Origin of the sequence: Paraburkholderia sp. Tr-20389, from assembly GCF_017104565.1 — a bacterium.
Lineage (GTDB): Bacteria > Pseudomonadota > Gammaproteobacteria > Burkholderiales > Burkholderiaceae > Paraburkholderia.
Map to the genome: position 1 here is coordinate 658,634 of NZ_JAAGPD010000001.1, position 23,646 is coordinate 682,279.

General features: G+C 63.9%; 21 protein-coding genes. 4 read left to right on the forward strand and 17 right to left on the reverse strand.

Annotation, left to right across the window (positions count from 1 at the left end):
* Positions 1-8 precede the first annotated feature (8 nt).
* From G3N95_RS03005 to G3N95_RS03050, 10 genes are all read right to left on the reverse strand, one after another.
* Entirely contained in the window at positions 9-1,358 is a 1,350-nt protein-coding gene (locus tag G3N95_RS03005; protein ID WP_205968450.1) for an MFS transporter, read from the reverse strand.
* Between the two features lie 86 nt (positions 1,359-1,444).
* The gene (locus tag G3N95_RS03010) at positions 1,445-1,840 is read right to left on the reverse strand and encodes a carboxymuconolactone decarboxylase family protein (protein WP_205968451.1); all 396 of its coding nucleotides are present in this window, start codon (positions 1,838-1,840) and stop codon (positions 1,445-1,447) included.
* Between the two features lie 133 nt (positions 1,841-1,973).
* Positions 1,974-3,404 (reverse strand): aldehyde dehydrogenase family protein, encoded by a 1,431-nt coding sequence (locus tag G3N95_RS03015; protein ID WP_205968452.1) that lies wholly within the window; start codon positions 3,402-3,404, stop codon positions 1,974-1,976.
* A 22-nt stretch (positions 3,405-3,426) separates the two neighbouring features.
* Complete coding sequence (locus G3N95_RS03020) at positions 3,427-4,314, reverse strand: NAD(P)-dependent oxidoreductase (RefSeq protein WP_205968453.1); 888 nt, start codon at positions 4,312-4,314, stop codon at positions 3,427-3,429.
* A gap of 12 nt (positions 4,315-4,326) precedes the next feature.
* Positions 4,327-4,653: an NIPSNAP family protein gene (locus G3N95_RS03025; RefSeq protein WP_205968454.1), complete on the reverse strand. Its 327-nt coding sequence runs from the start codon at positions 4,651-4,653 to the stop codon at positions 4,327-4,329.
* 30 nt (positions 4,654-4,683) lie between these two features.
* A complete protein-coding gene (locus G3N95_RS03030) occupies positions 4,684-5,607 on the reverse strand; it encodes an NAD(P)-dependent oxidoreductase (protein WP_205968455.1) in 924 nt (307 codons plus the stop codon).
* A gap of 28 nt (positions 5,608-5,635) precedes the next feature.
* Entirely contained in the window at positions 5,636-7,021 is a 1,386-nt protein-coding gene (locus G3N95_RS03035; RefSeq protein WP_205968456.1) for an MmgE/PrpD family protein, read from the reverse strand.
* Positions 7,011-7,796 (reverse strand): SDR family oxidoreductase, encoded by a 786-nt coding sequence (locus tag G3N95_RS03040; RefSeq protein ID WP_205968457.1) that lies wholly within the window; start codon positions 7,794-7,796, stop codon positions 7,011-7,013. Before G3N95_RS03040 ends, G3N95_RS03035 begins: the two co-directional genes overlap by 11 nt.
* On the reverse strand, positions 7,793-8,602 hold the full coding sequence (locus G3N95_RS03045) for an N-acyl homoserine lactonase family protein (RefSeq protein WP_205968458.1): 810 nt from the start codon (positions 8,600-8,602) through the stop codon (positions 7,793-7,795). The genes G3N95_RS03040 and G3N95_RS03045 overlap by 4 nt, the downstream gene beginning before the upstream one ends.
* Positions 8,603-8,680: 78 nt before the next feature.
* Positions 8,681-10,084: an MFS transporter gene (locus tag G3N95_RS03050; RefSeq protein WP_205968459.1), complete on the reverse strand. Its 1,404-nt coding sequence runs from the start codon at positions 10,082-10,084 to the stop codon at positions 8,681-8,683.
* A 468-nt stretch (positions 10,085-10,552) separates the two neighbouring features.
* On the opposite strand from G3N95_RS03050, the gene G3N95_RS03055 reads away from it, so the two are divergent.
* Both G3N95_RS03055 and G3N95_RS03060 read left to right on the forward strand, forming a co-directional pair.
* A complete protein-coding gene (locus G3N95_RS03055; protein ID WP_205968460.1) occupies positions 10,553-11,719 on the forward strand; it encodes a porin in 1,167 nt (388 codons plus the stop codon).
* 108 nt (positions 11,720-11,827) lie between these two features.
* A complete protein-coding gene (locus G3N95_RS03060; protein WP_205968461.1) occupies positions 11,828-12,511 on the forward strand; it encodes an HAD-IA family hydrolase in 684 nt (227 codons plus the stop codon).
* A 52-nt stretch (positions 12,512-12,563) separates the two neighbouring features.
* Here the strand turns inward: G3N95_RS03060 and G3N95_RS03065 are convergent, their stop codons facing one another.
* Positions 12,564-14,030: an HDOD domain-containing protein gene (locus G3N95_RS03065; protein WP_205968462.1), complete on the reverse strand. Its 1,467-nt coding sequence runs from the start codon at positions 14,028-14,030 to the stop codon at positions 12,564-12,566.
* A gap of 263 nt (positions 14,031-14,293) precedes the next feature.
* Positions 14,294-14,689 carry a DUF3331 domain-containing protein gene (locus tag G3N95_RS03070; protein ID WP_205968463.1) on the reverse strand — a complete coding sequence of 132 codons (396 nt, stop codon included), beginning with the start codon at positions 14,687-14,689 and terminating at the stop codon, positions 14,294-14,296.
* A 141-nt stretch (positions 14,690-14,830) separates the two neighbouring features.
* On the opposite strand from G3N95_RS03070, the gene G3N95_RS03075 reads away from it, so the two are divergent.
* Complete coding sequence (locus tag G3N95_RS03075) at positions 14,831-15,490, forward strand: TetR/AcrR family transcriptional regulator (RefSeq protein WP_205968464.1); 660 nt, start codon at positions 14,831-14,833, stop codon at positions 15,488-15,490.
* A 27-nt stretch (positions 15,491-15,517) separates the two neighbouring features.
* Here G3N95_RS03075 and G3N95_RS03080 read toward each other — a convergent pair whose 3' ends face one another.
* Both G3N95_RS03080 and G3N95_RS03085 read right to left on the reverse strand, forming a co-directional pair.
* Entirely contained in the window at positions 15,518-15,787 is a 270-nt protein-coding gene (locus tag G3N95_RS03080; RefSeq protein WP_205968465.1) for a hypothetical protein, read from the reverse strand.
* 354 nt (positions 15,788-16,141) lie between these two features.
* Entirely contained in the window at positions 16,142-17,515 is a 1,374-nt protein-coding gene (locus G3N95_RS03085; protein ID WP_205968466.1) for a M14 family metallopeptidase, read from the reverse strand.
* Positions 17,516-17,841: 326 nt separating this feature from the next.
* On the opposite strand from G3N95_RS03085, the gene G3N95_RS03090 reads away from it, so the two are divergent.
* On the forward strand, positions 17,842-18,111 hold the full coding sequence (locus G3N95_RS03090) for a hypothetical protein (RefSeq protein ID WP_205968467.1): 270 nt from the start codon (positions 17,842-17,844) through the stop codon (positions 18,109-18,111).
* A gap of 95 nt (positions 18,112-18,206) precedes the next feature.
* On the opposite strand, the gene G3N95_RS03095 is transcribed toward G3N95_RS03090, so the two are convergent.
* From G3N95_RS03095 to G3N95_RS03105, 3 genes are read right to left on the reverse strand one after another with little or no spacing between them, the layout of a single operon-like run.
* Positions 18,207-20,468, reverse strand: a complete 2,262-nt coding sequence (locus G3N95_RS03095; protein ID WP_205968468.1) for a S8 family serine peptidase — start codon at positions 20,466-20,468, stop codon at positions 18,207-18,209.
* A 41-nt stretch (positions 20,469-20,509) separates the two neighbouring features.
* On the reverse strand, positions 20,510-21,826 hold the full coding sequence (locus tag G3N95_RS03100; protein WP_346778346.1) for a phosphatase PAP2 family protein: 1,317 nt from the start codon (positions 21,824-21,826) through the stop codon (positions 20,510-20,512).
* A gap of 47 nt (positions 21,827-21,873) precedes the next feature.
* Positions 21,874-23,595 carry a tetratricopeptide repeat protein gene (locus G3N95_RS03105; RefSeq protein WP_241018178.1) on the reverse strand — a complete coding sequence of 574 codons (1,722 nt, stop codon included), beginning with the start codon at positions 23,593-23,595 and terminating at the stop codon, positions 21,874-21,876.
* Positions 23,596-23,646 lie beyond the last annotated feature (51 nt).

Consider the following 23,646-nt stretch of genomic DNA (forward strand, 5'->3'; position numbering starts at 1 on the left):
GTGATTCGTCAAAAATCGACGTCCTTCGTTTCCGGTCCCATCAGCGCGCCGATCGCGCCGATCAGTCCGCCGATGCACAGCAGCACCACCGACGTCATGCGCAAGGGCATGAACGCGCTCAGCCAGTCCATGTAGAACGCGTAGAACGACGGGATGATCACCGAGAGACTGAAGCCGACGCCGAAGCCGGTTGCGCGCACGTCGGTGACGAAACGTTCGTTGATGTACGTGACGATCACGCCCCACGGTGACGTCACCAGCACGGCCAGCACGCAGACGAGCGCGATGATCGCCGGCAGCGGCAGCCCGTCGACGTTCGCGAGCACATACAGCAGACCCGCGCCGACCGTCGCGATCAGCGGCCCGACGATCGTGAAGAAGCGCCGCCGCCCGATGGCCTGCGCAATCAGGCCCGAGCCGATATAGCTGAAGAACAGCACGAAGTACGTGATCATCAGCGTCGACGTCATCTGGAAGCCCGTGAGATGCAGCGTCTTCACGAGCAGCCCCGTCGGCAGGAAGATCGTGATGATGTTCTGCGTGAGCCAGAAGCCCGTCATCATCACCAGCACCTGCAACAGGTTGCGTCCGCTCTTGCCGCGCAGCAGATCCGTCAACGGCAGCTTTTCAGGCTGGTTGCTTTTGTCGGCCGCTTCGCTCTTCCAGATCTCCGATTCGGCGACCTTGTGCACGTAGTACATCGCCAGAATGCCCGCGAGCACCGCGCCGAGCACGAACGGAATGCGCCAGCCCCACTGCGCGTACGGCGAGTTCATGCCGTTGAGCGGAAAGAGCGCGAACATCAGCATCGCGACGAGATTGATCGACACGTATGCAGCCGGAAAGCCCGCGATGATGAAGCCGCCGACGAAGCCGCGCTGCTCCTTCTTCGAGTATTCGATTGCGAGCGGCATCGCACCCGTATAGCCGCCGCCGAGAAAGATGCCGTCGACGAACCGCAGCAGCACGAGTGCCCAGTACGACACGATGCCGATGCTCTCGTAGCCCGGCAGCAGCGCGATCAGCAGCGTGACCACGCCGAAGCCCGATACCGACCAGATCGACGCCTTGCGGCGCCCGATGCGGTCCGCGATCATGCCGAACAGCAGCGCGCCGATAGGCCGCCCGAGCAGCGTCGTGATGAACACCAGCGACGCGAGGATCGTCTCCATCCCGCTCGACAGATGCGGCGGCTGGAAAAACGCGAGCACCGGCGACAGCACGACGACGGGCAGATAGATATCGAACATGTCGATGTATTCGGAAAAGAACGCGCCTTTGATCGCGTTGCGTCTTTTCGTTTCGATCGACTGCTCGCCTTCGGACTGTACGACGTCGGTCGCAGTGAGGGTTTTCATCGTTGTCTCCATTCGTTGTCGGGCAGCGTGGGCAGTGCGTGCCGTGTTCGCGCCGCCTTTTAGGGTGTCGTGGCGTCACCGCATCGTCAGGCTGCCGAAGTCTCCGCTTCGTACGCCTTGATCGCCTCAGTCGCGACGCGGAATGCCGCGAGCGCGAGCGGCACGCCGCAATAGATCGCGGCCTGCATCAACACCGCGCGGATCTCGTCTTGGGTCACGCCGTTGCGCAGCGCGCCCTTCACGTGCACCGCGAGTTCGTGGTGCTGGCTCATCGCCGTGAGCATGCCGAGATTCAGCAGGCTGCGCGTCTTGAACGACAACGTTTTGTCGCCCCATATGTCGCCCCAGCAGCATTCCGTCACGTACTTCTGCATCGGCCGGTTGAAGTCGTCGGCATTCGCCCACGATTTCTCGACATGCCCTGCGCCCAGCACTTCCTTGCGGTTTTCAAAGCCCTTGTCAAAACGTTCGTTGCTATCCATCTCGAAGTCCTCTCTGTTGCTCAAGCCGTTTCGGTTTCAGTGGCATCTCGCGCCGACAACTGCCTGACGCGATGATTGTCAGACAATCCAGACACGCAAAAAATTTTCTGGCGAGCTTCTCGATCCGCGCTGATCAAGGCGTGCCGTAGCCCACCATCGCCTTCGTTTCCAGATACTCGCGCAACCCCGCTTCGCCCCACTCGCGGCCATTGCCCGAACGCTTGTAACCGCCGAACGGCGCGTGAAAATCGGCGGGCGGATAGTTCAGGTGCACGCCGCCTGCGCGCAGCGCGCGGCCCACCTTGCGAGCGCGCGCGAGATCGGCCGATTGCACGTAAGCGGCCAGACCGTAGTCGGTGCCGTTCGCAATCGCGATGGCGTCCGCTTCGCTGTCGTACGGAATCATCGACAGCACCGGCCCGAAGATTTCTTCGCGCGCGATCGTCATGTCGGGCCTGACGTCGGCGAAGACTGTCGGCTTCGCGTAGTAGCCTTTGTCGATGCCCGCAGGCAAGCCAATGCCGCCCGTCACCAGCCGCGCGCCCTCGTCGATGCCCGTCTGGATCAATGCCTGCACACGCTCGAACTGGTTACGGTTGACGAGCGGACCGAGCTGCGTCGAGGGATCATCGGTCGGTCCAACGCGATAGGCTTCCGCCGCATGTTTCGCGATCTGCGCAGCGTCGTTCATCAGATGACGCGGCACCAGCATGCGCGTCGGAATCGAGCAGGACTGGCCCGAGTTCGTGAAGCACGCCGCGACGCCGCGCTTCACGGCCTCTTCGAGATCGACGTCGTCGAGCAGAATGTTCGCCGACTTGCCGCCCAGTTCCTGTGCCACGCGCTTGACGCTGAGCGCAGCGGCCTGCGCAACCAGCACGCCCGCGCGAGTCGAGCCCGTGAACGACACCATGTCGATATCCGGATGGCCCGCGATCGCTTCGCCGACACCCGGACCGTCACCATTCACCAGATTGAACACGCCCGCGGGCAGTTGCGCTTCTTCGAGCACTTCCGCGAACAGCAGCGCGCTCAGCGGCGAATACTCGCTGGGCTTGAGCACCATCGTGCAGCCCGCCGCGAGCGCGGGCGCGATCTTCACGACGATCTGGTTGACGGGCCAGTTCCACGGCGTAACCAGCCCGCACACGCCGATCGCTTCGAGCACGACGCGCGTGCTGCCGCGCTGTTCCTCGAACTCGAAGCGTTCGAGCACGTCGATCAGCGTGTTCAGATGCGCGGGGCCGCGCGCCGCCTGACCGTTGCGCGCGAACGTGATGGGCGCGCCCATCTCGCGGCGCATCGCTTCGGCGAATTCGTCGGAGCGGCGCTCGTAGATCCGCAGCACGCGGCGCAGCATCGCCACGCGATCCGCGACGCTCGTCGCCGACCACGCGGGAAATGCGCGGCGCGCGGCGGCGACGGCGCGGTTCACGTCGTCCGCGTTGCCGAGCGCGAGTGTTTCGAAGGGCACTTCCGTCGATGGATCGACGAGATCGAACCAGCGGGCGGACACCGGCTCGACCCAGTGTCCGTCGATATAAAACTGCGCTGCATGTGACATGGCAAGCTCCTGGGCAGAACGATCAGCGCGCATCGCGATCGAGCAGGCGATACATTTCGGTGTGGTCGGTGGCGGGCGTCGAATGCTGCGCCGCTTCGTCCCACATCGCCGTACAGGTCTCCCCCAACGCCAGCGGATAACCCACTGCCTGCGCCAGCGCACGCGCGATCTTCAGATCCTTGTTCATCAGTTGCAACGCAAAGCCGGACGCGAACGTGCCGCTCAGCATGAACTGCTTCACCTTGTTCTCCGACGTATTGCTGCGGCCCGACGACGCGTTCAGCACGTCCGTCATCACATCCGGTTCGATGCCGAAGCGTTGCGCGACGAGCAACGCCTCGACGGTCGCCGCGAGACCCGCCGCCGACACGTAGTTGTTCAGCGCCTTCGCCGCATGGCCCGAGCCCGCGCCGCCGATATGCAGAATGCTCTTGCCCATCGCGTCGAGTGCGGGCCGGCACTGCGCGAGCACATCCGCGTGGCCGCCGACCAGAATCGCAAGCGTGCCTTCCTTCGCTTTCTTCACGCCGCCTGACACGGGCGCATCCAGATACGCAAGACCGCGCTCTTCGAGCACCGCGCCGAGCTTGCGCGAGCGTTCCGGCTCCGACGAACTCATGTCGATGACGACCGTGCCCTGCACAAGCAGGCTCGCCCAACCGTCCGCGCCGCTGCCGAGCAGCACGCTTTCGACGATGGCCGAATTCGGCAGCATCGTGATCAATGCATCGAGCGACGCGGCGTTGTCCCGCTTCAGACGCTGTGCGCCCGTCTGCGCGGCGAGCGTGTCGGCGCGCGCGGCATCCGCGTCGTCGATGTAGAGCTCGAAGCCCGCGTTGGCGAGACACTGCACCATCGGCGCGCCCATCATGCCGAGTCCGATGAAGCCGATGCGCTTTCGTTGTGTCATGGCTTGCATCCTTTAGCGCAGTTTGGAGAACGAGGTCGGCGTCAGGATGTGGCTCTCGATGCGCTCGACAATCGGCCGCTCCGCTTCCGATGCCGCGCGTTTCGCGATCCATTCGGCGTCGGCCTGGAACGCGTTCCACTTCTCTTCGCGCTCAGCGAGGCTTTCCCATTCGATCATGTACGTGAGCGCGTGATTGCTCGCGCCGATCAACGTCGTCCAGAAGCCGACCTGGCGGATGCCGTACTTCTCGAAGAAGCCGAGCGTGGTGGTCGTGAAGCGGTCGAGCAACGCAGGCAGGCGCGTCGGCGCGCAGTGATAGATACGCATTTCAACGATCATGTGATTCTCCGTATGGGTGATGTGTGTGATTCAGTCTTCGAGCCCTTCGACCGATGACCAGCGTTCGACGTATTTGACGAGTTCCGTCATGTCGCGTGCAGCACCGTCCTGCATCGCGGCGTAGTTCCACATCTGGCGCGCGACGCTGCCCACCCACATCGGCACGCCGAGTGCCTGGCATTCGTCGACGGCAAGCCCGATGTCCTTGCAGACGCTGCCGACCGGAAAGCCGAAATCGAATGTGCCGGGCAACACGTGCTTCGGAAACTTGTCGAGCGTCGCGCCGTTCTTGCCGCTGCCCGCATTGATCACCGACATCATCACTTCCGGATCCAGGCCGCCGCGCACGCCCGCGACGAACGCTTCGGAGGTGATCGCGAACGCCGTCGACGACAGCATGTTGTTGAGCAGCTTCAGTAATTGCCCTTGCCCGGCCTTGTCGCCGACCACGAACACCTTGCCTAGCACGTCGAACAGGCCGCGCACTTCTTCGAGCGCGACCGGGTTGCCCGCCGCCATGATCGCGAGCGTGCCCTTCTTCGCACCCGCTGCGCCACCGCTCACGGGGGCATCGACGGTTTCGATGCCCTTTGCGAGCAGGCCTTCCGCGACTTCTTTTTCGATGCGCGAGCCGACCGTCGACAGATCGACGAGAACCTTGATCGCGCTGCCTTCGATCAATCCGCCGTCGCCGAGCGCGACCTGCCGGAAGATCGCGGGCGTGGGCAGACTCGTGAACACGATGCGTGCGCTGTCGGCCACTTCGCGCACCGATGCGGCCGCCTGTGCGCCGATCGCAACGAGGTCCGCGACGGCCGCTTCATCGCGATCGAACACGATCATGGTGTGACCCGCCTCGATCAGCCGCCGCGCCATCGGCCGGCCCATCGTGCCGACGCCGACGAAACCGAGCAACGGACCGCGCTGATGACTTGATGCCTGACTACTTGACATGACAATCCTCGTGAATAAAGAAACCGTGTCAGTTCGATTCGGAGAGACAGGCGAGACGCACCACAGCCGCCGCGTCGTGCTCCGTTTCGAACTTCCATAATCTGTCGATCAACGCATGGACATCGACGCCCGAGCGCCCGTACGCTGCCAGCTGATGCAGCTTGTCCGCCAGTTCGACGTTGGCGAGCGGCGCGGCGAGACTGCCGCGCGCGGCATGCACGCGATGCGCGATCCGCTCGCCCGAACGCAGCACGATCGTCACTTGTGCGGATTCGACGGGCCACGACGCGTCGTCGATGAAACGCAGCCGGCCGGCGAGCGCGCGCAGCGATGGATCGGCGACGGCGGCATCGCTGAATTCGTCCAGACCCGCCCTGCCGCGCGCGAGCACGACAGCGACCGCGTGCTGCGCACTCACCTGCGATTCGCGTCCCGTGCGCACGCCCGGCCGATCCGTACGCTCGCGCAACAGCGGATGGCCTGTCAGTTCGATCTGTTCGATATCGTCGAGCGACCAGCGCGCATCGCGCCGCAGATCGAGGCACGCATCGATCACCGGGTTCAGCACGACGCCGCACGGATAAGGCTTGTAGGTGTTCTTCAGCAACTCCCACTCGCGTCCGAGCCCTTCCGTGAGCGCGTTCCAATGCGGATTCGAAGCGCTCACACGCAGAAAGCCGCGTTCGCCTTCGAGCGGCGCGACGGGCCCCGAAAAGCCGTCTTCGGCCAGCAATGCAGCGAGCAAGCCGTTGCGCGCCGCATTGCCGACGCTGATGCTCTTCGACATCGTGCCGAGCGTTTCGACGAGTCCGCCCGTTTGCACCGACGCGTTGCCGAGCGCCCACACGATCGCGTCTTCATCGAGTCCGCGCGCCTTCGCGACCGCAGCCGCCGCGCCGAACACGCCGGATGTCGACGTGATGTGCCAGCCACGCTGATAGTGCTCCGGAGAAACGGCATTGCCGATGCGGCATTCCACGTCGACGCCGAGCACGAACGCGAGCAGCAGCGTTTCGCCGCTCATCGGATGCGACTCGGCGAGCGCAAACAGCGCGGCGGCGACGGGCGCAGTCGGATGGATGATGGTCGGGATATGCGTATCGTCGAAGTCGTAGACGTTCGCGCTCATTGCGTTGAGCGCGGCGGCGTTCAACATGTCCGTGCGCTCGCTGCGGCCGATCAGCGTCGCGTTTTCGCCGGCGCGAAAACGGCCATAAACGGCTACGGCCTTATCGAGCGTCGGATCGTGCGCGCCTGCCAGCGCGACCGCGAAGTAGTTGACGAGCGAGCGCTTCGCTTCGTTGCGCACGGCAGCGGGCAAATCGCGCCATTTCGTATGAGCGACGAAACGTGCCAGCGAGCGCGTCAATGCGCCGCTTTGTAATGCCTTTGCGTCGACGCTTTCAGCCTGCAAGCCAGCCTCCTTCGATCGGCATCATCGCCCCCGTGATCTGGCTCGCCGACGGTCCGCACAAGAACACGACCAACTCGCCGACATGCGCGGCATCGACCAGTTCGCCCGTCGGCTGCTTGCCCTTGAGAAATTCGCGCACTGCCTCGCTGCGTTCGAGGCCGCGCTCGTCCATCAGCGCATGAATGCGGCCATCGATGTTCGGCGTCAGCACCGAGCCCGGACAGATTGCATTGCACGTGATGCCCTGATTCAGCGTTTCCATGGCAACCGAGCGCGTCAGTCCCAGCAAGGCTGTCTTCGTCGTCACATAGTCGACGCGATTCGCGACGGCGCGCGCGCCATACACCGACGTCATGTTGAAGATGCGCCCCCAGCCGCGCTCGCGCATGCCGGGCAAGCTCAGTTGAATCGCGCGAAACGCGGCCGTCAGGTTCACCGCGAGCGCGTTGTTCCAGTGTTCCAGCGGATACGATTCGATACCCGCGAAATGCCGCACGACGGCGTTGTTGATGAGCACGTCGAGCGTGTTCAATTTCGCCCTCGCGTCGTCGATCAGCGCATCGACGCCGGCTGTTGTCGCGAGATCCGCCTGCACGTAAGCGACATTCACATCGAATGAAGAGGCCAGTTCATCCGTCGTGCGCGCCATCTGTTGCGGCGTTTCGAGGCCGTGCAACACGATGTCGCAACCGGCACCCGCGAGCGCACGCGCCATCGCGAGCCCCAAGCCGTTCGACGAGCCCGTTACGAGTGCGCCTTTGCCTTTCAGTGTCATCGGTCGCCCCGGACTTCGGCATCGAGCCGCACGATCCAGCCCTCCGTCTCGCGATCGTGCGACGGATAGCGCGTCAGCACAGCGGGATCGTGGCCGGGAATCACATGCTCCGGCGAACTCGCGAGCCGATGCGCGGCCTCGTAGCCTTCGAGCATGTCGCCGACGTTGTAGACGACGGGAAACGGCCGGTGCTCCTGCATGTTCGCGTAGAAATGCGACGCATCCGACGCAAGCACGACCCAGCCGCGCTGCGTATGCACGCGCACGACCTGCAATCCGTTCGTATGCCCGCCGACCCAATGCACGCTCAGTCCGGGCGTGATCTGCGACGCGCCGTCATGAAACTGCACGCGCCCTTCGAAGAGGCGCCCGACCATCGACTTCACGTCTTCCGGTTCGAACGGATGACTCAGCGCGTGATGACACATGCAGCGGCCCGTGCAATACGCCATCTCGCGATCCTGAAGGTGATAGCGGGCACGCGGGAACAGCGCATGATTGCCTGCGTGGTCGTAGTGCATGTGCGTGATGATCACGTCTTCGACATCGTCCGCGCGAATGCCGATCTGTTTGAGCCCACGCTCCACCGTATTCGTGATCGTGCGGCCGCGCTTGTCGGCCATCGCCTGATCGAAGCCGGTGTCGACGATGAAGGTGCGCGACTCGCCCACGACAGCCCACACGAAGTAATCGAGCGGCATCGGCACGTCATGCGAATCGCCGCCGATGAAGTTGTCGCCTGATCGGCGCTCGAAATGCGCGTACTTGACTGCGTAGATCCGGTACTGCTCTGCGGGCGATGACATGTCTCGAGTGTCCTTGTGTGAATAGTTCGTGTAACGCCTTCACGCCGATGCATCGTGCGCGGCCGCCTGTTGCATCGCTTATTTGATCGCAGCCGTCGCGCCTCCTTCGACGGTTTCCTCGCTCGTCACGGCCGCGTCGGCCGCAATCGATTCGAGCGAACGCTGCTTCGTTTCCGCACCGAGCACGCCGACGATCAACGCCTGAATCAGCAGCGTGCCGACGATCAGCGTCAGCACGCCCGCGATACCGAAGCGCGTGAACGCGCCCGCTACCGCATACGGCACGGCGATGCTGACGGCGCGCCCCGCCGTGTTCGCGAGGCCCGAGCCGCGCAGGCGCAATTGCGTCGGGAACAGTTCGGGCACATACGTCGCGACGCTGAACGACGACAGCACGTAAATGCAGCAGGTAATCGCAAAGCCGAGCGCCGTGATCGCCACCGCCGACTGCGCAAACGGATACGCGACGCCGAACGCTGCGCACACCAGCGAAAACACCACGATGCCCCACTTTCGGCCGAGATGCTCGGCGAGCGCAAAAGCAATCAGCGAACCGACGGGACCACCCGCGAACATCAGCGCCGTCAGGCCGAGCGAGTTCGAGACGCTGTGCCCCTGCTTGACGAGAAAGGTCGGTATCCAGCTGACGAATGCGTAGTTGACGGTGAAGAGCGCGACGAGGACCGTGATCGCCGTGATCGTGCGCGTCAGCAGGCGGCGTGAGAACAGGTCTGGGAGACGGCCCGTGTCGCCCGGCTCGAACTCGCGTGCGGAGGAGCCGGGTGCGCTTGCTGTATGCGTGGCCGCGCCGCCGCATGCCGTCTCGATCCGCTCGACGAGCTGCCGCGCTTCGTCGCCGCGTCCGCGCGACGCGAGCCAGCGCGGCGATTCCGGCATCGACTTGCGCAAGAACCACACGACGAGCGCGCCGCATCCCGCGATCGCGAACATCCAGCGCCAGCCGTATTGCGGAACGATCAGCCAGCCGAGGAACGTCGACAGGAACAACGACGTATTGATGATCAGGTTCAGGATCGTGCCGAAGCGGCCGCGCCAGTCGGCCGGAATGAACTCGCTGAGCGTGCCGTAGCCGACGACGATCTCCGCGCCCATGCCGACGCCCATCACGAGTCGAAAGAAGATCAGCCAGTAGATGGACGGCGCGAGCGCCGCCGCAATCGAAGCGAAACCGTAAATGCCGAGATTGAACTGGTAGCAGAAGCGGCGGCCGAAGCGGTCGCCGAGCAGACCGGAGAGCCACGCGCCCGTCATCATGCCGATGAACGTGACGGACACGAACGCCGCATTGAGGCTGAGCGTGGATTCGCCGCTGTGGATCATCGCGGCGAGCACCGTGCCCGCGATGTAAATGTCAAATGAATCGAAGTACATCCCCGCCGCGATCAGGCCCAGCAGACGCCAATGAAAGCCCGACAGGGGAAGCCTGTCCAGACGCGCTCCGATGCTGGCATCCATCTGCATGATGTCTCCGTCATATTGGCGTGCTTGTCCGGCGCCGCCTTCGCGTTCGGGAACGCGAGGCGTCGTCTCATGGGACGGATTATATTCCTGTCATACAATCCGTCAAGAAGACGATTTAACCGAGACCGCCGCTGCCTTCATGACAGATGTGTGGACAAAAGACTACAACTCGCCTTGCAAATGTTTACTGCCAGATAACATCCCGATATATTCCACGGATCACAACGGTGCCGCCGGCTCTTCGGTCTGCGGCGCCTCAAGCAGGTCATCCGCTCCACGAAAGTCGGAAGACGGCTACTGACCAGCATCGCGAGAGCACAACACCGGCATCGAAATGAAAATCGTGCACATGCATGAGGTCTTCGCACGAACTTACGTTTCGTTGTCCCAATCGATCCACATGTTCATCACCATGCCGCACGTTCGCCGCCGGCGACCGCGCGGGCATCTACTACAAGAAGGAAGAGAATGAAAAAGACCATCCTGGCCGCAGCCGCCCTCGGGACTCTCAGCGTGGCAGCACATGCACAAAGCAGCGTCACGCTGTACGGCCTGCTCGATGCCGGCGTCACCTATGCAAACAAGGTGGCCACCTCGACGGGTCACGACAGCCTCGTCAAATATGGCGACGGCGTCGCGTCGGGCAGCCGTTGGGGCCTGCGCGGCACGGAAGACCTCGGCGGCGGTCTGAAGGCGCTGTTCGTGCTCGAAAGCGGCTTCAGCACGGGCGACGGCACGTCGGGCCAGGGCGGCGCGCTGTTCGGCCGCCAGGCGTTCGTCGGCGTGGCGAAGGACGGTATCGGCTCGCTGACGCTCGGCCGCCAGTACTCGTTCTCGACCGAATACCTCGGTGCCAACTACACGATGGGCAGCCAGACGCCCGCCGGCAACTACGCGTACCACATCAACGACCTCGACCAGTTGACTTCGAGCCGCATCAACAACGCGGTCAAGTTCAGCAGCGCGAACTTCGCGGGCCTCACGTTCGGCGCGATGTACGGGTTCTCGAACTCGACGCAGTTCGCCGGTACGCCCACGACCACGACGGGCACCACGACCACCCAAGGTTCGTCGAGCGCATACAGCTTCGGCGCGAACTACGCGCAAGGTCCGTTCGGCATCGGTGCGGCCTACACGAACATCCGCTTCCCGAACGGCGCGACGCCCGCGTTCAGCGTGAGCATGGCGAACGTCAACACGGCGGGTCTGCGCGACCTCGAAACGTTCGGTATCGGCGCACGTTACGCGATCGGCGCCGGCCTCGTGTGGGCGAACTGGACGCACACGAAGTTCGAGCCGCTGTCGGGCGAATCGTCGAAGCTGAACAACTATGAAATCGGCGGTCGCTATGCCTTTACGCCGGCGCTGTCGGCGGGTCTCGGCTACACGTTCTCGGACCTCTCCGACCGTGTCGAAGGCAAGTGGAATCAGATCAACAGCTCGGTCGACTATGCGCTGTCGAAGCGCACCGACGTCTACGTGCTGGCTATCTATCAGAAGGCGTCGGGCAGCAACGTCGTGGCAGGCCGCGAAGTGCCCGTGCAGGCTGAGATCGGCTCGTCCTCGTCGTTCATCGGCAACGCGGGCGCGAATACGCAGTTCGTGACGCGCGTCGGCCTGCGTCACCGCTTCTGATCCTCCGCGATGTGGCCGCCGCGCACGCTCTGCGCGCGGCCACTTTTCAGCAGATAGCGGCGAGTCGCGATAACCTATTGGGTTTTGACCGACTCACAAAGGACCGCGATGTCTGCTTTTCCCTTCGACGCCGTACTGTTCGACTGCGACGGCGTGCTCGTCGACTCGGAAACGATCACCAACACCGTGCTGGCAGCGATGCTCGGCGAACTGGGCTGGCAGTTGAACGTCGACGAAGCGATGACGATTTTCGTCGGCAAGACGGTGATGGACGAGGCACCGCTGATCGAAGCGAAAACGGGCGTGAAGATCACGCGCGCCTGGCTCGAATCGTTCCGCGAGCGCCGCAATGCCGCGCTCGAACGCGAAGTGACGGCGATCGACGGCATCGTCGCGTCCGTCGCGGACCTGCACGCGCGGCTCGGTGGACGGATCGCCGTCGCATCCGGCGCGGATCGCTTCAAGATTCGCCTGCAACTGGCGAAGATCGGCGTGCTCGAATACTTCGACGGTCATATCTACAGCGGCCATGAAACGGCCCGCAACAAACCTCATCCCGATGTCTATCTCACGGCGGCTGCGGGGCTCGGCGTCGATCCTGCGCGCTGCGCAGTGGTCGAGGACACCGTGACGGGCGCCACGGCGGGCCGCGCAGCGGGCGCGACCGTGTTCGGCTTCAGTCCCAGCGAAAAAGGCCACAGCTCGAAGGCGGCATTGAGGACCGTCGGCGTTGCCGAGGTGTTTGAAGAGATGGCGCACTTGCCCTCACTGCTGGCGGGCTGGCAACGCTGAGCGGCGGGACGTCGCGGCAATGCCGGCGTCGCGGCATGCCGCCGCGACGCACTCACAGCATTTCAGCTTCTTCGAGATTCGCGCCGTAGAAGAAACGGCTCAATTCGCGCGTCAATTCGTTGAGGACGGCCATTTCCGGCTGCGTGATCTTGTGCACGGCCTGCGGGTCGGTCCAGTCGCCGTAAACCAGTGCGACGGTCGTGTCCTTGGACTTCACGGGCAGCAGCACGAACGCTTGCGCGTCGGCGAGATGCGCCTTGAACCAGTCCGGCAGACGCGCTTCCATACGCGGCTCGTGCGCGTTTTCGATGAAAATGCCGACGGGATTCGCGATGGCAAGATGAAACACGTCGGGCTGGAAGCCCGCGCCGAAGTTGAGCGTCGGCTGCATGCGCTCCATGTCGGGACCGAAGCCGATGCGCGCGTGATAACGCGCGTCGGCCTGGCGCACGAACACCAGCGTGCGCGACAGCGACAGGCCCGCCAGAATCGTTTCGGAAGCCAGCGTGAGCACGGGCGACAGCGCCTTGCTCGACGGCAGCGCGCGCAGGTCTTCGAGTCCCGCGGAAAGGCGCGCCTGCGCGGACTTGCCGGTGCGCACGATCGCATCGGCATGCGCGCGCAGTTCGGAGATCTCCTGCATCAGGCCTTCGTTGCTCTCTTCGTCGATCAATGCGGCGCTCAGGTGGGCGAGCCGCGGCGCGTCCATCCGCAGCGCGTCGCTGTAGAGCTGGGCGAGTTCGGTGAGCCGTGCTTCCAGTTCGTCCCCCGGCGCGTGCGTGACGAGCGCATTGCCCACTTCCGTCGCATAGCTGTTGACGGCCCGCAACCAGCGCACATGCTCGGAGAGCGGTTCGTCCGACGCCGCGCCGATTGCCTGCATGCCCGCCGCAATGGTTTCCGGCAGCCGCCAGCGGCGCGCGGCCTCGATGCCGATGTCCTCGAAACTCACGCCCAGTTGCAGCGCGCAGGCTTCGCTGTCGTCGATTTCGTCGGTTGCCGCCGTGCGGCGCAGCCGGTCCCACTCGACTTCCAGATAGAACGCCACCAGCAACCTGCCGATCTGACGCATCAGCGCGCAGACCACGGCCTCTTCGGCGACGCGCAGATCGAAACCTTCCGTGATACGCCGCGCGACCGTTCCGCACAGCAGCGCGCGATTCAGTTCGAGCTTCGCGTCGATCCGGTGCGGCGCGCTTTGATGGAAGTGATCGACGATCTTCATCCCGACCACGAGATGGCCGACGGTATCCATGCCGAGCACCATCAGCGCCCGGGTCACCGTGGTGATGTTGCCGCCGAATGCGAGATACATAGCCGAATTGGCGAGGCGCAGCACTTTTTGCGTGAGGCCGACATCCGAAAGCACGACCTGCACGAGCGACGTGAAGTCCAGATCGTCGTTATTCATCGCCGACACGGTGGAACGCAGCGCCTGCGAGAGCATCGGGAAATCCCCGCGCTCGCTCATGCGCGCCCACAGTTTTTCCAGCAGTTCGGACTTGACGACGGGGGACATCTGGTGGTGATTGAAAACGGATATGTTGAAAGGCAACGACGTATCCGTGATTAAAACACAACCCGTCGCCGATCATCGTGCCCGTGAGTCGTTGACTCGCCGCAAACTGTCGGCCCGATGTGTCATCGCGCTTTATTTCAAAGTCTTTCCGTGTCGCCAATCCGCGACAGACGGGCTTTCGGGCGGTCCGGCAAGATCGCCCTTGCCTTCGACCTCGTGCGGCTTCGCCATCCGGCTTCACAGCGCGATTTGACAATCTGCCTTCACCATCCGATGCCCGACACGACGATCATCGCGCCCGCGTTGCCCGGCGGCGTGCCGTTCGCGCGGGGACAGTAGACCATTTCGCCCGCCTCGATCGCCCGGCCCGTCAACACGCAGATGCCCGCCCTGCGCGCGATGTTCACGCGCCACGTCTGATAGCCGTAGTGGCCCGTCCGCGCGTCGCACCACGAGACCGTCAGCGTCTGCGGCGTCGGCTTGTCCAGCACGCGCACGGTCGGCTGGCTGCGCCCGTCCCAACGCGCCGCCGTACGCGCCCTGCGCCCGGCCGGCCGCGGCGCCTCGATGGGTTCCGGCCTGACCTCGAAGTTGCGGATGGCCGCAACGGTGCGGGGCCAGACATCGGCAATGGGTTCGATCCGTACGCGCTCAGACATGATTGATTGAATAATTCAACACGTGATGAATATTGAGATCGTAACGGCGCGGCGGGCGCGTGTCAAACCGGCTCGTTGCGGCCCCTTTCCGGGGGCTCGGTTAAACTCACGCCTGATCTGACGATCGGCAAGTACATTCGAATGAAAGACGTAATGGCAGCAGCGGACCCCCACAAAGAGACGAAGCGCGCACGCGGACGCCCGGCATCGAGCGCGTCGGTCGGGCCGGACGTGATCCTGCGCAATGCGCGCAAGACCTTCGGCAAACGGGGATTCGAGGCGACCAGCGTGCGCGAGATCGCGCGCGACTCAGGCGTCGATGCGGCGCTCGTCGCGCATCATTTCGGTTCGAAGGAAACGCTTTGGCTCGCGGTCGTCGAACAGATCGCGGAACAGATGGCGCCGATGATCGACGCCACGGCGGCCTTGCAAAGCTCGCCGCTGGGCCCGAGGGCGCGTGTGGAAAGCGCCGTCGCGCGGTTCATCGACGAAGTGTTCAGCGACCCCGACGTCGGCATTTTCTTCTCGACGGCGGCGACGGAAGAAGGCGAACGGCTGAACGTGCTGATCGAGCGGCTGGTGCGCCCTTACCACGACGCGCTCGTGCCGCTGTTCGCCGACGCAGCAAAACGGGGCGAGTTGAAGATCAAGGACGCCAGCGTGATGTTTTTCATGCTGCTGAACGCGATCAGCAAGACGGTCGCGTACAGCCATCTGATGCGGGCGTTTTCGTCGCTGCCCGAGCATGAAAAGAAGTTCAAGCGCACGGTGCTGGAGACGGCGCTGGGCATGCTGGCCTAGCCTGCGCGGTCTTCCGCGCGGAACGGGTCAGACGGCGACCGTGCGCCGCGCCTGATACAGCGTTTCCCGTTCGAGCAGGTCCAGCAGCGCGATGACCCGCTGCCGCTGCGTCGTCACCAGGTCGTACATTTGCGCGAGCTTGCGCAGCCGCTTGGCCCAGTATTCATAGTCCAGCTTCGATACATCGTCGGCTCCCGTCCGGCGAACCACGTACTGAACCATCCTCTCCAGATGCTCCAGTTCCACGTCCGCAAGGCTCGCCGAGCGCAGCGTCGCGACGTCCGCCGGCGTTTCCATTTTTATTGCTGGCATGTTGGCCCCCGATCTTTACGTGTAGCTGCCGAACCGGCCGCGCCCGACTGTCTCCGACGACAGCGGCTGCGTAGCGCCCACGGTGCCGCCACATCGACGATGCACCACCGCGCGACCTGTCCTGCTCTTTTCGGAGAACAATAGCGCGGCTTCCGGCGAGGGCTTTACCATGCGTCTCAGTTCGAGAATGCATCGCGAAAATTCGCTGCAGCGGCTTTGCGCGAGGCGATGCGCCATGCATCGACGGATGAGATGCCGCCGTATTCGCATCCGGCCTCAGGAGAAACAATCGTCGCGCAAACGATTGCGCCTTGCCGCGAAGCGCAAAGTAGCGGCCCTTCAATTCGCCTCGATACAGAACGCCAACAACCCCGAGGTGACCTCGTCGATGATCTGCTTCATCTCCGGATAGGCGGGATGGAACGGCGTCGGATTGTCGGGGCTGCCCCATTCGATCGTGTACGAGAACACCTTCGCCTTCTTCGCGTCGACGATGTGACGGCTGAACGCGTAGTCGTCGGAGGTGCCGGCTGTCGGATAGAGGCTCATCGACTGTTCCGTCTTGTACACGCGGCCGCGCGACGCCTTGATCGCATCGCGCATCTCGTTCGCGAGATGCACCGCGATTTTCTTGTCTTCGCTCTTGATGTACTCGCGATACGCGGTGTCGTTCGCGATGCCGCGTTTGCCGTCGTATGCGGGATTCTGGAAGTTCATGTCGGGGTGACTGCTCTGGTCTTCGTCGTCGCCCCAGTTGTACAGAATGTCTTCCGAATAGCTGTGCAGATCGACGAAATAGCGGATGTTCGGGTACGTGTCGAACATCCAGACAGCGTTCTGCGTTTCAGGCTCGGATTCGGCGGAGGGGCCGATGTACACCTCGAAATCGCAGGGATCGATGGAATTGGCGATGGGGCTGTGCGGATCGAAGTACTGCGGAAAATTCCACAGGAAGTTGTAGTTGCGATTGATGTCCACGCCGCAGCATTGCGGCTGCGTATGGCCTGCCGGCGCCGGCCGGCGGTTCTTGCGCCACATCGACTCCGCCGTCATGCTGTAATGGCGGCCATCGGGGTTGGCTTGCGGAAACACGAACAGGTCTTTCGTTTCGATGACATGCTTGATGTCCGCCGCGCTGAAAGTTCTGCTGCCGATCTTGATGGGCGTGTGCGTGGCGTACGCATTCGAAAGCAGCTGCACGAAATGAATCAGGATGTCGGGGCTGCCCCACTCCCGCGCATGCACGCCGCCCAGAAAATAGATGCCGGGACGCGCCGCGCCATTGCCCTTGCCGATTTTCAGCGCGTGGCAGGTGCGTTTTTCCCATGTCGTGTGCGGCAGCTTGATCAGCTTGGTAAAGGTATCGTTGGGCGCGGCCGTTGCAGCCGCCAGCGCGGCCTCGACCTGATCGACGTCCAGATAACCCGTGCCCGCTGCAACCGACAACGACTCCAGCGCTTGCGGACCGGCCGTCCGCGCACGCGTCTCACGCTGGCGCGCCTTGCCTTCGGCGTCCACGTCCTCGGCACGATCGACCTGATAGCCGGCTGCTTTTAGCGCCTTCAGCTGCTCATCCGTTGCATGCGCGTCGACGCGATAGCCGTCGTGAACCTTTTCGATCGTATGGCGCGCAACGATGATCTTGTGCTTCGTCACGAGATCGGCCAGCGCCGCCTGATCTTTACCTGTGATGCGAGCGTGATAGCGAGACATGTCGATCTCCTGTGACGTGGTGTTCTTCTGATCAAAACGGCGCACGGGCCCGCCATTTCAAGTGCAAGGCCGCGCGCGTGTCCGTTCCTGCGTGTATCACCAAAGTCATAGGGGCCCAGGCGCGCGCAGCAACCATACTGGCTTCATACGGCGCTCGCGAGTGTCACGATTCACGTGTCAACGAAGTCAATCCTGTTCCCCACAGATCCTGATGGTTGCTCACGTCTATGGTCGGCGTGTATCACGTTCCCGTCGAACGCCTTACACGCCTCGTCTCGGTCCGGCGCAACCGGGTAATGCGCCGCTAAGTTCGTAAGGAGACTCACATGAAGACGATGCTCATCCTCTGTGGCGGCGTGCTCTGCCTGACAGCCATGCAAGCCTATGCGCAGGAAACCACCACGACCAATGCGTCGACCGCGACACCCGAAACCGTGATCAATTCCGAAGGCCCCGGCATGTCGTCGACCTCGATGTCGGGCGGTACCGCCATGAATCACGGCAAGACGCGCGCCGAGGTCTATCAGGACCTCGTGCACTCGCAACAGAGCGGCGAAGCGCAACGGCTGAACGACCTGTTCAAAGGCGGCAACTGATCGCTTCGTGCGTCGTCGGCCGGCGATGCACGGCGAACAGTGCGAGGGCCCGTCGGCAACGACGGGCCTTTTTCATTCTCCTTTCGCAACGCACGCTACAGCTTGACGCCGCGCTTCTTCCAGCGCGGCGAAGGAAACCGCCCGAAGCCTCCGCGCGGCGCGGGCAGCCTCGGCACCCACGCATGAGCCGGCAGCGGGAGGACGGGCGGCTTCGCGGTGCCGGGACAGGTGCCAAGCTGATTCGCCATCGATGCGGCAGACGCCGGCACCGGATCCACCACCTGCGCGCGTTGGTCGACCCAGGTACGCGCCGAGAACGGCGGCATCCCATGCGGCTGGATGACAGGCGCCTTTCCAATCACTTGTGCACACGCGATCGCACGCGCAACCTGCGGCGCGGCCGCGCTCGTCCCCGATATCGCGGCGAGCGAGCCGCTGCGCGTGCTGGCACCGAGCACACCTGCACAGGCGGGCGAGTCCTCGCTGATAGCAGTCGCATCGGGACCCACTCTCACGGTCACGCCCAGCGAAGGTCCCGTCGACGAATACTTCGCCGCCGTGCCATCCGTGCGCCGGTATCCGCCGACCACGACGGTGGAGTCGCCCGTCGCAATCGAATTCAGCGTGCTGCGTCGGTTGATCCAGGAGTCGGTATTGTTGTCGTCGGTATCGCGCACATGCATGCCGCCGAAAAAGCGTTTGTAGCGCGGATCGTCGAAACGCGACTGGCGTCCGCGAATGGGAAAACCATAGGCCGTTTCGTTGCGCTGGATCCATGCATGGATATCGAGCGACCCGCTGGTGCTCGCGAGATTCGCCAGCGTCACGACCCAGTTGCCCGCAGGCGCCGCGATACGCGCCGGTTGAAGCGTGACGGTCGGCGCGAGCGCGATCAGGATCATGCTGCGCTGGCCTGTCGCGACCCGGTCCAGATACACGACCGTGCACAACAGGTCGCGGCCGTTCTGCCACGCCGCCATATTCTTCACCGCGATGGGTGGACTCGGGTCGCCCCAGGGCGGGTGTATCCGGACCGTCACCGTCGATGCATCCGCATGGTCCGGCAACCAGATCTCCAGAAAGCCCGGCGTTGCGCAGTCCGGCAGCGCGCGCCACGTGATGTCGTGCGACGTGCCGTTCTCTACGGAGAAACTCGCATGACAACGCAGCATGTTGCTATTGCCCGCCGGCACGACGACGCTCAGGTCGTGATGCATCGCGATCAGTTCGTCGATCGCGCTTTCGATGATCGAACTGCCGTCGTGCGATCCCGCCATATAGCCGTAGCTCAGATTCAGCACGACGCAATACTTCGCGCCATCGGCAAGATCGTCGGCGCAGCGCAGGATATAGCGCATCGCATCGAGCGCATGCACGGCGAACCAGCGTCCCGTCGTATCGCGCACGGTCCGGCCCGCTGTCCTGAACTGCACGCCGAGCACACGCACTTGCTCCAGTGCATCACGCTGCTCGCGTTCGTCCGGTGACATCGACGCGGCATGAAGTGGATTGGGCCGCAAGCCGCCCGCGAGATCCATCACTTCCGTGCCATGTGCCCAACGCCTGCGCACGTTGATGTAGCCTGCCTGCGCGTACACGGCGTCTTCGTCGACCTGCCCGGCCTGCGTGCAGCGCGCGAGCAGCGCGTCGATATCGGCCTTCGTGAACTCGCGCCCGTAATGCAGCGCCGGCGGCATACCCGCTGCGTCGTCCTGATTCCAGAAGCGTTCGATACGCGTAGTCGACGGCGTGGCCGTGGAGCGAAACCGTTCGTGCGCGAATGCAAGGCCGTCGTCCATCACGCCGAGAAACGTCATTTGCCCGGAACCGGTGTTCGCGCCCGCGACGGGAGGCGCTGAAGCGGAAGCCACGGGACCGAACGCCGGGCCCGTTCCCGCTGCCAGCGTTCCCGCATCCGGCAAGGTGCTGGTAGCGGGTGCATCGTCGGGCACGACGGGCATGCCGAGTTCGAAGCGCTTCACGAAACCTTTGAGCGTTGTATCGAGTTGAGTGAAGAACGCCTTCGTCACGACAGCCGTCAGGAAGTGCGTCTGCGCGAGGTCGGCAGGCGGATAGCGATACAGCGACGACACCTGTATCCATGCTTTCCACGCCGCATGCGCGCCTTCGAGACTCTCCGCGAACGACTTCGCGGTCAGCGCCGTGCCATTCGGCTCAGTAGATTCGAGTTCGATGATGACGCGAATCCAGCCCGCGGGCGGTCCGCCGAGATCGGCGAACTGCGTCGCATCGGCCCACGCGAAATAGGGGTCTGCGCTTGCCGTATCGGCGGCGCGGCCCGTCCAGTCGACCCCGCTCCACGCGCCGCCCGTGCCCGTCAACGATTGCCAGGTCATCGCCCACCTCGCTCGAACAGGGTTGAGAGCTTTTGCTTACGTCAGAACTTCGTGTTCGCGAGACTGTTGCCGTTCCACTCGGCCTCGGCCTGATTCCAGAGCCACGACAGGATGTTCGAACCGTCGACGACGACGGTCGTCGGATCCCATTGGAGATACGGAAACTTGCCCTTGATCGTGTTCTGATCGGCAACACTGTTCGGATCCATGTCGTGCAATTGCGCATAGATTTTGACGTCGTCCAAGCTCAAAGGCTCGTGATAATCGAAATCCGGATTGTCCGCCGCCGTCACGAGATTGCCCATGAATGAGCGCGGAATAATCGTGCCGTCGCTTCGCGTGTACATACCGGTGTCGCGCGGCGGCGGCGGTTCAGGCGACGGCCCTGGCGGCGGAAGATTGCGCGTGCAGCGCGCGACGAAATATTCGCCGAGCGCCGTACCGAGCACGTGTCCCGCGATACCGTCGACAGGAAAATGCACACCCGCTACGGTGCGGTTCATAGCCACGCGATACGCCTGCCGCATCGCCTGCTGATAGAAGACGGTGCCGAACTTCTGATTGAATAGCGCGCAGAGTACGACGGCGACGATGAACGCCTGGGTCGAATGCCCGCTTGGCAGCGAGCCATGTCCCGGCGTCTGGATCATCGGCTGCACCTGCGACGAATATTCGATCGCGCGCGGCGCGGCAATCGCATGCTTGAAGCGGATCTCCGTGAAGATCGCCAGACGCACGGCGGTATCGAGCAGTTCGATGGTCTTCGGCGTGCGGCTCGGATGCAGATAGATCAGCATGCCCCAGAACGCGTGCTGCGGTCCGAGCTGGCAGAGTATCTCGGCCATGCGATCCTCGCGCAGGTCCGAATAGAAGTCGAGCCATTCGGCCTGCGCCTCGAAGACGTCCTTACCCGGACGGCTCAGACTCACGATCTTTACGTCAGCGGCGCCCGCCGTCGACGACCGATGCCAGAGCTGCGCATGTTGAACGTTCGCCGCCGCGGCATCGTTCTCTATCGAGAAACGCAGGTTCGACAGCAGTTCGAAATCTATCGCCGTTGCGCGGACCCACGGCTCCCATCGCCAGAGCTGCCGATAGTCGTCAAGCGGCCGAAAGTTCATCACGTCGAAGTTCAGCGTGACGTCCTGAGGCGTACGCCAACTGCCGACGATGCCGTCGCGGTGACCGATCATCGCTTCCGCGAACAGCGGCCCGTCGCACGGTACGCCACCTCCGCCCTGATCGTAGACGCCGCCTGCTCCGCCCGCACCGCCGGCGCCTCCCGCTCCACCGGCACCGCCCGCCCCGCCTGCGCCACCCGCACCGCCTGCACCGCCTGCACCGCCCAGTCCGCTCACGATAGGCCTCCTCTCTCAGGGATCCCGCACCGCATCGACGTCTTCTTCTAGGCCGGCAAGCCGGCCTGCCGCAATGCCTCCGACCAGATCTTTCCGGTCTCATACGCGCCGCTCGGTGAACGGTCGAGGTAGCTCTTGACCGTCAACGAGGGGTCGAGCACCAGCACTTCCTGCACCGTGCGCCGCGCCGCTTCGAGGTCGCCGAGCAGCGCTTGCGCGATCGCCAGCGCGCGCAACGTCGACGTATTGGTGCGATTCACGCGCAGCGAACGTTGCGCGAGTTCGACCGCGCGTTCGTAGCGTCCCGCCGACAGCGCCGCCGTCGCGCCGAGCGATTCATAGAAGTAACGCAACGGATCGAGCGGCGAGAGCCGCAACGCGCGCTCGGTTGCGTCGACAGCCTGTTCGCCCTCGCCTTCGAACGCGAGCAGCGTGCCCTTCAGCAGCCACGCGAGCGAGTCGTTGGGATTCACATCGAGTGCGCGTTCGTAGCGACGTTGACCGACGTCGAGCTGCTTGAGCAGGTTCGTGTGCACGAAGCCGTCGATCGTCAGCGCGAGCGAGCAGTCGGGATCCGCATCGAGTGCGCGGCGCGTGCAGTCGAGCGCGGCCTGCGCCTGACCGGTGCGGTCGTCGGTCCAGCCGCGATTGAAGCGCAGCACGTGCCATTTGCCGAGCCACGCATGCGGCAGCGCCTGACGCCGCGCGCGTTCGATCAGCGCTTCGAGCATGTCGCGCGCGCGATGGAAGTCGTGCGAAACGCCACGATGCATCAGCACGATCGCGCTCATCAGCAGCGTCGAGCTGGCGAGCGACGGCAGCGCCTGCGAACGCGCGCGCTGCAATTCACGGTCGATGATCGCGCCGCTCACTTCGGCGACGATGCGGTCGATCAGCTCGTCTTCGCCGAGCATGATGTGCGTCGCGCGTCCCTTGATGCTCTGCGTCCACAGGATATGACGCGACTTCGCTTCCGCCAGCTCCACCACCAGCACGACCTGATCGCCCGAAGAACGATACGCGCCCGACAACACGTAGCGCGCGCCGAGAAACGCGCTGATCTCGTCGAGCGTCGCATCGCGCTCGCGAAACGTGGTGGTCGACAGGCGCGAGATCACCTGCATCTCGGCCGTGCGCGACAGCGACGAGATGATCTCGTCGGCCATCACTTCGCCGAGCACCTGCTGCTCCGCTTCGCCGCCGCGCGACGCGAACGGAATCACCGCGATCGTCGGCCGCAATTCCGGCAGGAACGCGCTGCCCGGCACGATCACGGGACGCGGTCCGGGCGGTCCGATGCGATACGCGCGCACGGGCTGATCGAAATGCTTGAGATGGCATTCGCCGAGATCTTCGATGTCGGCATCGAGTTCGGGCGTCAGCTGGTCGCGCACCTGCGCGGACACGACGATCTCGCCGGGACCCGCGAGCGTGTACAGCCGCGCGGCCAGATTGACGCCGCGGCCGTAGACATCGCGCTCGTCTTCGTAGAGTTGGGTGACGTGCAGGCCCATGCGCAGCAACATGTGCGTCGCGGCGGGAAGACCTGCGTTCATTTCGCCCGACGCGTGCTGGATCGCAAAGGTCGCCGCAAGCGCGTCGCGCAGTTCGACGAACGTGACCATCAGTCCGTCGCCTTCCGTGCGGATCAGACGGCCGCGATGCGCCGGCACGATATCGTTCTCGATGTGCGCCTTGTAGCGGCGCCACCGTCCCGCTGCTTCGACTTCGTTGTCCTGGATCAGCCGGCACGACTCCACGAGATCCATGAACAGGACCGTACGAACGACACGCGCGAGCCCATCGGATGAGCAGGAGGA